Here is an 8,237-nt window from a genome sequence, read left to right on the forward strand (position 1 = left end):
GAAAAACTCGGCGAAGTCGCCGCCGAATTCGACCGCGTCCACAGCATCCAACGCGCAGTTGAGGTCGGCTCAGTAGACGAAGTCATCAAAGCCGCCGAACTACGACCGAAGATCATCGCGGCCATCGAGACCCGGCTGCCGTAGGAGCCGGGTTCGCATGGCGGCGGCTCCAGGAGCCGCCGCCACCTCGCCGCCACCTCCGACTTCGCCGACGCCGAACAGGGGGCCGCACATGCCGCCGATCCACGTCACCACCTGGAGCGACGCCGCGACCCCGGCCGCGCGCGCGATCCTCGTCCACGGCACCATGACCTGGGGCACCGAGTGCTTCGCCGAGCAGCGGCCACTGGCTCAGTGGTTCCGGCTGCAGGTGCCGGACCGGCGCGGGTTCGGCGACAGCCCGGACACCGGGCAGAGCGACTGGGAGGCGGACGCCGAGGACATCGCCGCGCTCCTCGACGGAGGTCCGGCGCACCTGGTCGGGCATTCGTACGGCGGCGTCGTCGCGATGGCCGCGGCGACGCGGCGGCCGGCGGCCGTGCGGTCGCTGACGCTCATCGAGCCCTCGGCACTGCGGGTGGCCGAATCAGTGCCCGTAGTCGCCGCCTCGCTGGCCGCCAACCGCGCCGCGTTCAGCACCGACTCGCCGACGATGCGCCAGACCAAGCCGGAGGACTACCTGCGCTCCGGCGAGGCGTTCGGCCTGCCGGTCCCGGAGTTCACCGAGCGCCGACTGCGCGCCACCCGCACCGCGATGGCCGAACGCCCCTGCTGGGAAGCCGAGATCCCGTTGCGGCCGCTCGCCGACGCGACGTATCCGAAGACCGTCGTCACCGGCGACTGGCAGTCCGCGAACCCGGCCTACCGGGCCGCCGTCGGCGATGCGCTGCTGGCGACCAGCGTCTTCATCGCCGACGGCATCGGCGCGCGGCATCACCCCGTTCCCGGCACCGACCACTTCCCGCATCGCGATCGCGCCGACGTGGTCAACGGGCTGCTGCGCGCCATCTGGTCCTGATCCACGGCTTCAGCGGGACACAACTCACAGCTTTGACAGTCCTCACAACTTCGACAGATCCACCGCGCCGGCCATCACCTGATACCCGGCCGCGCTCGGGTGCAGGTGGTCGCCGCTGTCGTAGGCCGCCAGCAGTTGCGCGGGATTGGCGGGGTCCCGGACCGCGGCGTCGAAGTCGACGTATCCGTCGAACACGCCGCCGCTGTCCCGCACAAAGTCGTTCACCAGTTGCCGTTGCGCCTCGTACGCGCTGGTCCAGGCGCTGTAGCCCTCGAACGGGGTCACCGTGCCGCCGATCACCGTGATCCCTTCGGCGTGCGCCTCGGCGGCGATCTGCTTCAGACCGGCGATCACCGAGTCCGCCGAGGTGCCCGACTTGATGTCGTTGACACCCTCCAGGATGATCAGGGTCTTGACTCCGCTCTGGCTCAGGACGTCGCGGTCCAGCCGGCTCACGGCACTGATTCCGCCGTTGCCGCTGCCGTTCACGCCGGTGAAGTCGTCGCTGACCACCCGGTTGGCGCTGATCCCCTCGTCGATGACGCCACGGTGCGGGTAGGAGCTCGCCGCGAGGCGCCGCCACAGGTCGTTGGGCCAGCGGTCGTTGCCGTTGTAGGTCGAGCCGACGCCGTCGGTGATCGAGTCGCCGAGCGCCACGACGGTGCCCACGGCCGGCCCGCTCGGCACCACGTCCACGCCGGAGAGCAGCGTCCAGAAGCCGAACGTGTTGTTCACCGGGTAGTCGCTGATGTCAGCGGTCTGATCCCCGGCCTCGTCAGCGGTCGAATACATGTCCTGGGTGCCGAGGCTGTGCACCGACTCCAGCTGCACCGTCCCCGGGAAGTAGACGCTGACCAGCAGGTTCGCGTCCGCGGGCACGGTGAACGGCACCGGATCGCTCTCCGCCTGCCCGCCGCCGGGGATCGTCGTGGCCTGATTCCCATGGAAGGTCACCGTGACCGGCGCGCCGGTCGCCACCGACGTGCTGCTCTGCACCGCGACCGTCACGTGCCCGACCGAGACCGGCGTCCCGACGAACGCGTTGTCCAGCCGCACCCGCACCTGCGAGCCGCCGACGCTGGAGTGCTCGACCATCCGCAGCGTGCGGTCCGTCCACGGCCCCGGCACCAGCCCGTCGTCGGCCGCCGCGGCCCAGCTCCCGCTCCACGGTCCGGACGCGGCCCGCACGCCGAGCGCGAAGACGTGCAGCTCGTTCCCGGCAGGCGGGGAGGCCAGAGTCGGAAGCGTGAGCGAGGCCAGTGTCTTGCCCGCCGCGAGCGGCACCGACTCCACGTAGAGCTTCGCCGACGTCGCCGCCTGACCGCTCGCCTGGTTCCAGTGCGGCAACGACACGGCCATCGTGTCGGTCGCCCCGGTGATCCAGTCGGGCGTGCCGATCGTGTAGTTCTGCGTGCTGCCGTCGGTGTAGGTCAGCGTCCCGGATCCGGAGGCGGCACCCTCGGTGCTCGTGGCCAGGAAACTCAGGGCACTGCCGGATGCCGAGTAAGAGATCCGCTGTCCGGCGGCCACCACGTTGTCCGGCTGCCCGGCCGCGACCTGCGGCAGCGTCAACTTCGTGGCACCGGCTGTCACCTGCGCGCCCGGCGTCCAGCCGGCGGCGATCAGGTCCTGCTGCGAGAAGCTGTTGCCCTGGCCGTCCAGATTCGCACCGGTGACGTCGCCGTCGTCGCTGATCCCGACGTTGTCGAACGCGGACGCCAGATCGGCGACCGGTGCGCTCGGGGCGAACGCCGCCGCGAAGACGTGCATGGCCGAGCCGCTGCCGCCGGTCGCGTTCGGCAACGTCACCGACGCCACGGCCTTGCCCGGGACCAGCGGGACCGTCGTCAGATACAGGCTCACTTGGTGCACCTGCTGGCCGCCGCCGCCGTTCCGGTACGGCGCCACCGCGGCGATCCCCACGGTCCCGCTCCACCAGTCCGGCACGGACATCGCAAAGCTCTGTGTCGTGCCGTCGGCGTAGGTCACGGCCCCGGTGCCGCCGGTGGTGCCGTCCGTGCTGGTCGCGACCAGGTCCAGCGCGCCGCCGGAGCCGGGCTCGGCGAACGTCTGCCCGGCGGCGACCGTGTTGTCGCTCTGCCCGGGCGCGATCTGCGGCACGGGCACCGTCGCGCCGTCGGCGAGGCTGAACACCGCCCCCGGCGACCATCCGTCGTCGGCCAGCGCCTGCGCGGAGAAGCTGTAGCCGCCCCCGTCCAGGTTCGCGGCCGACGGCGCCGAGTCGTCGCTGATCCCGGCGTTGTCGAAGGTGGCCGGCAGTCCGCTGGAGGTCGGCGTCGGCGTGCGGGCCGAGATCGCGGTCGCGGCACGCGCGGTGCCGTGCATGAGGCCTGCGGAGCTCAGGCACAGGGCGAACAAGAGCACTGCGGGCCGTCGGAGCCGGGCCCGCGCGGAGGGAACGTTCACATCCGGCGGTGTCGAAGGAGTCGAAGACGATGTCAATGATCTGCGATTGAGCCTCGGAACGTTACCGGCTACGGGATTGCGGCCACCAGGGCCAGCAACGGGGCGGCCGGACCGTCGCCGATGGCGGCCAGATCCTCCACGGCCCGCCGCCGTTCCCACGGCTCGGCGTCGGCCGCCAGCCCGGCGACCCGCTCGGCCATCGCCGGACCGATCTCCAGGTCACCACCAGTCATCAGATCCGCCGCCACCCCGTGTGTGCCGCCGAGGAAGGCCCGGCCGTGCGCCTTCCGCTCGATCGTCCCGCACGCCCGCAGCGCCTCCCAATCGCCCGCCGCGATCGCTTCTGCGGCTACCCGCGCCGCCTGGCGAGGATCGCTCAAGGCGCGGTAGCCGGCCGTGCCGCCAAGCGCCAGAACCGCCCGATGGATGGCGGTCAGCGAGGACAGCCCGGGCGCACCCAACTCGATCTCTTGAAGCGCCATATCGATAACCCGCGACCCCATCTGTTCGACGCGCGAGTCGAAGAGCTCTTTGGACTGCGCCCACGACGCCGCGACGACCCATTCGGCGGTCAGCTCGATCGCCTCGTCGGTGAGATCGGCCCAGTCCGGCAACCCGCTGCCCGTCACCGCACGCCAGGCCCGCTCGACCGCCTCCGGCTCGTCCCGCGCCCGGCCCCGGACCAGGACCCTGATCTGGCCCAGCACCGGCGACACGGGACACTCCCGCAGCCCGGCCGCCAGCCCGATCCCGTGCTCGACCTCCCCGTGCAGTGCCTGGTACCAGGCGTACGCGAGGGTGAGCCGGGCCCGCGAAGCCTCGTCGGGCAGCCGGGCGATCGCGTCCTCCCACAACGCCCGAACCTCGGCCACCCGGCCATCGGCGGCCAGCGCGTTGGCCTGATCGCCCAGCGCCGCCGCCAGCGAGCGCATCGCGTCGCGGTCCGGAACCGCAGTATCGGCCATGGTCTCCCTCGCTAGCTGTCAGAACCCTGTCAAGGGTGAACCGGGCTGGTATTTCCGGATGTTTATCCTTGTCAGCCCGCACCGTCAGATATATACAGAAACACATCGAGGCACGAACCAGAAGCCGATCCCCGGTTCGCGCTCCTCGCCTTTCCCCCCACACCCCGGAGGTCCCACATGCCCAAGACCGAAGTCCTCGACCGCACCGACCGGATCGTCCGCGAGTGGCTGACCGCCGACGACCTCGACAGCCCGGCCGGTCCGCTGTTCACCGGCGGCAAGTACGCCGAGGCCGACATCATCGGCGCCGTCGTCGTGCTGACCCGCGGCACGTGCAGCTCCTGCACCGCCTCCCGCGGCGGCCAGTGCTGCTGACCCGCAGGTGACCTCCCGCTTCTCCGGCGAGTTCGCCGGAGCCCTGGGCTGCCTGGCCGCGCCGATCTCGGCCGGCCTGGCGGCCCGGCTCGATGCCGTCGGGGATCTGAGTGTCGGCGAACGCGCCGCGGTGGCCGAGGCGGCCGAGCGGGCCATCGTCGAAACGGTTCATCGGAAGGTCAGCAGGGTTCTGCTGCTCGAACTCAACGCGGCGCGGTTGTCCGGTCTGCTCACCTCCGACGATCCCGGCGAGCGCTGGTCGGAGTTCCTGACGATCGCCGATGACGCAGAGTTCTGGCACGGCCTCGGCACGCGCTATCCGACCTTGGAAGGTCGGCTGGGCGCCGTCATGCAGCGTCGCGCCGACGCGGCCTTGGCCTTGGCCCAGCGGTTCGCCACTGATCGCAGTTCTCTGGCATCCCTTGCTGCTACGGGGCCCGGCGGCCTCGGCAGCCTCGGCGATCCCGGTGATCTCGGTGATCTGCGGCACGTCGAGTTCGGCGCGGGCGACAGCCATCGAGGCGGGCAGTCGGTCGCCATCCTGGATCTGCGCGATGCCAAGATCGTGTACAAACCCCGGCCGGTTGAGGTCGACAAAGCTCTGGCACGTCTGCTCGGCGCCGTGTTTCCAGATGTTCCTGCGGCCGAGCGCATTCGGGTGCCAGCCGTCATCGCGCGCGACGGCTACGGCTGGAGCGAATACATCCCGCACCGCTATTGCGCCTCCGATGCCGAGCTGACCGCGTTCTACCGCGGCGTCGGGCACTGGCTGGCCGTGATGCGGCTGCTCGGCGGCAGTGACCTGCACACCGAGAACGTCATCGCGCACGGACCGGTGCCGGTCGTCGTGGACTGCGAAACGCTGTTCAGCACCATCCCCGACGGACCGCCGTCCGGCCTCGGGCAGGCCGTGGACATGGCGGCCAAGCTGGTGGACGAGACCGTGCTGCGCGTCGGCATGCTGCCCAGTCGCGGTGCGGCGCTGGGCTGGCGGGGCGTGGACTCCTCCTCGGTCGGCGCGCTGCCGGACGAGCAGCCCGCCGGGCAGGTCCCGGTGATTCTCGACGCCGGCACCGATCGTGCGCGCCTGGGATTCGCCGACGCGACCCCCGGGCCCGCCGCGAGCCTGCCGAGCCCGAAGCCGGTTTTGGCCGACCACTGGGAGACGGTCGCCGCAGGGTTCGAAGAAGGCTCGGCCGCCCTGGCCGCTGCCGACGCCGCCGACGTACTGGAGCCCGCGATGGCGGCATTCGGCTACTGCCGGATCCGCATGGTGCTGCGCGCGACCGACGTCTATGAGGAAGTCGCGCGGATGCTCTGGCACCCGGTCTCACTGCACGATGAGACCGCTGCCGTGGAACGCGCCACCGAACTGTTCGTCCAGATGGCGCGGCAATCCCCGGCCGCGCCTGGCGATCCGGACGTCATCGCCGCCGAGATCGACGATCTGCTGCACGGCGACATCCCGTACTTCGGCACCACGCCACGGACCGGCCGACTCACCGGCCCCGGCGACACGCACTGGCTGCCGCCCCAGGACCTGGTCGCCGATGCACTGACTCGGTGGCGTAGCGCTGACCTGGAGTTCGATCGCGGCATCATTCGGGCGACGCTGGTAAGCGCGTATCTGAATGCTGATTGGACGCCGAGCAAGGGGCTGCGTCCCGTCCGCGCCGCTCGCCTCTCGGCCGTCGACGCGCGTCGCAGGGCCCTGGCAGCCGGGCTGGTGCGGCAGGTCCGGGACAGCGCGGAGCGCGGAGCGGATGGCACGGCGACCTGGATCGCGCCGGTGCTCAGCCTCACCGGCTGGGTGGTGCAGCCGCTCAGCCCCGATCTGTACAGCGGGCTGCCCGGCGTCGCGCTGCTGCTAGCCGGCTATCAGCACGAGGCCGAGGGCGGCCGGGCCGATCCCCTCGACGGCATCCCCGACTTGCTGCACGCGACGCTGCGCACCATGCGCCTCGCCGCCGCGCACGCCGCGAAGCTGCGCTCGGACGGCGTGGCGCTGCGTCCGCGCGAACCCGGCGGCTGGGTCGGGCTCGGATCGGAGCTGTGGACGTGGCTCACATTGCGACGACTCAGCGCGGTCGGCGACGAAGCTCTCGACCAGGCCCGGACGCTGGCCGCCCTGATCCCGGACGCGATCGCCGACGCCGAGGAGTACGAACTCGTCTCGGGCCCCGCGGGCGCCGTGGTGCCGCTGCTGCAACTGGCGCACGTAACCGGCGAACGACAGTGGACCAAGACCGCCGACCGGATCGGCTCGCTGCTGTGCGACGCCGCGCTGGCCAAAAAGGTCGGCGTCACCTGGCCCACGACCCGCTGGCCCGGCGGCCTCGGCGGCTGCGCCCACGGCGCGTCCGGCATCGGCTGGGCCCTGGCCCGCCTGGCCCTGGCCACCGGCGACACCCGGGCTAGCAGCGATACCCGGACCGCCGACGACACCCTGGCCACCGGCGACACCCGCACTGCCGACATGGCCCGCGCCGCCTTCGCCTTCGAAGAGTCCTGCTACGACCCAAAGGCCGGCGGCTGGCTGGACCTGCGCGAGATCGAACCCGGCCTGACCGCCAACGCCTGGTGCCACGGCTCGGTAGGCATCGCCCTGACCCAGCTGGACTTGGCCCGGCGAGGCTGGCCGATCCCCGACGACCTGCTCCGCCGCGCCGCCCAAGCCGCCCACACCAACGGGATGGGCTGGAACCACACGCTGTGCCACGGCGATCTCGGCGTCTGGGAGCTGATGGACGCCGCGCTACGGGCCGACAGTGCCCCGCCGGGCGTGGACCGCGACGGCTTCCAGGCGCACATCGTGACCAGCCTCGAAGAGAACGGCGCGATCAGCGGCATGGCCCGCGACGCATTCTCCCCGGCGATGATGTCCGGACTGGGCGGCGTGGCCTATCAGCTGCTGCGGATGGGCGAGGGCAGCGAACTGCCGTCGGTGCTGGTGCTGGACGATCCGGTCTGAGCGGTGTGGGTTGTTCCGGTGCGGATGCTTTTCGGGGGGCTGGAGTTTGGGAGCTGACGTTTGCGGGCCGGGTTGCGGTTGGTCTGTGGGTTTCAAATGCTTTTTACGGCCTTCGGTCATAGTTGTGCCGGTTCGGGGTTCGAGTCGGCGGGTGTGCCTGTCGGCTGCCGGTTCCCGCGTTCACAACCCCGCCGCACCTCAGGCCTCTTCAACTCCAGTTAGCCAGTGCAAGGTCAAGAGCTGTGATGAAGGGCCGGGCCTCCGGCGGGCCTCGGCAACCTCAGGGAAACTAGCGCGGTTCCCTAGGGTGGCCGATCTAGTCTCAGCGGCGGCGGTCCCAGAGGTGGTGCGGTTCGTTCCCCTCGGTCGCGTCGTCAGCCCGGGGGGTACAGCACCGGTGTCCGGGGGTAAAGTCCGCGCGCGGCGGACATGCAGGTAGGCGGCGGTTTCGCACGGCGCGAACTTGACCCCCGGCCACCGG

The 8,237-nt window shown here is 71.2% G+C and carries 5 protein-coding genes; 3 read left to right on the top strand and 2 right to left on the bottom strand.

Translation table 11 applies throughout. The features are described from left to right. Positions 1-232: 232 nt before the first annotated feature. Positions 233-1,018 carry an alpha/beta fold hydrolase gene (locus KGQ19_RS45685; protein WP_212021386.1) on the top strand — a complete coding sequence of 262 codons (786 nt, stop codon included), beginning with the start codon at positions 233-235 and terminating at the stop codon, positions 1,016-1,018. A gap of 42 nt (positions 1,019-1,060) precedes the next feature. Here KGQ19_RS45685 and KGQ19_RS52405 read toward each other — a convergent pair whose 3' ends face one another. Next, positions 1,061-3,445 carry an SGNH/GDSL hydrolase family protein gene (locus KGQ19_RS52405; RefSeq protein ID WP_212021388.1) on the bottom strand — a complete coding sequence of 795 codons (2,385 nt, stop codon included), beginning with the start codon at positions 3,443-3,445 and terminating at the stop codon, positions 1,061-1,063. Between the two features lie 68 nt (positions 3,446-3,513). Next, positions 3,514-4,410, bottom strand: a complete 897-nt coding sequence (locus KGQ19_RS45695) for a hypothetical protein (RefSeq protein ID WP_212021390.1) — start codon at positions 4,408-4,410, stop codon at positions 3,514-3,516. A 177-nt stretch (positions 4,411-4,587) separates the two neighbouring features. Here KGQ19_RS45695 and KGQ19_RS45700 point away from each other — a divergent pair, with 177 nt between their 5' ends. After that, on the top strand, positions 4,588-4,785 hold the full coding sequence (locus KGQ19_RS45700) for a DUF6229 family protein (protein WP_212021392.1): 198 nt from the start codon (positions 4,588-4,590) through the stop codon (positions 4,783-4,785). 7 nt (positions 4,786-4,792) lie between these two features. Continuing rightward, the gene (locus KGQ19_RS45705; RefSeq protein WP_212021393.1) at positions 4,793-7,756 is read left to right on the top strand and encodes a type 2 lanthipeptide synthetase LanM family protein; all 2,964 of its coding nucleotides are present in this window, start codon (positions 4,793-4,795) and stop codon (positions 7,754-7,756) included. Positions 7,757-8,237 lie beyond the last annotated feature (481 nt).

Source organism: Catenulispora pinistramenti (genome assembly GCF_018274385.1).
In the GTDB taxonomy this organism is placed as follows: Bacteria; Actinomycetota; Actinomycetes; order Streptomycetales; family Catenulisporaceae; genus Catenulispora; species Catenulispora pinistramenti.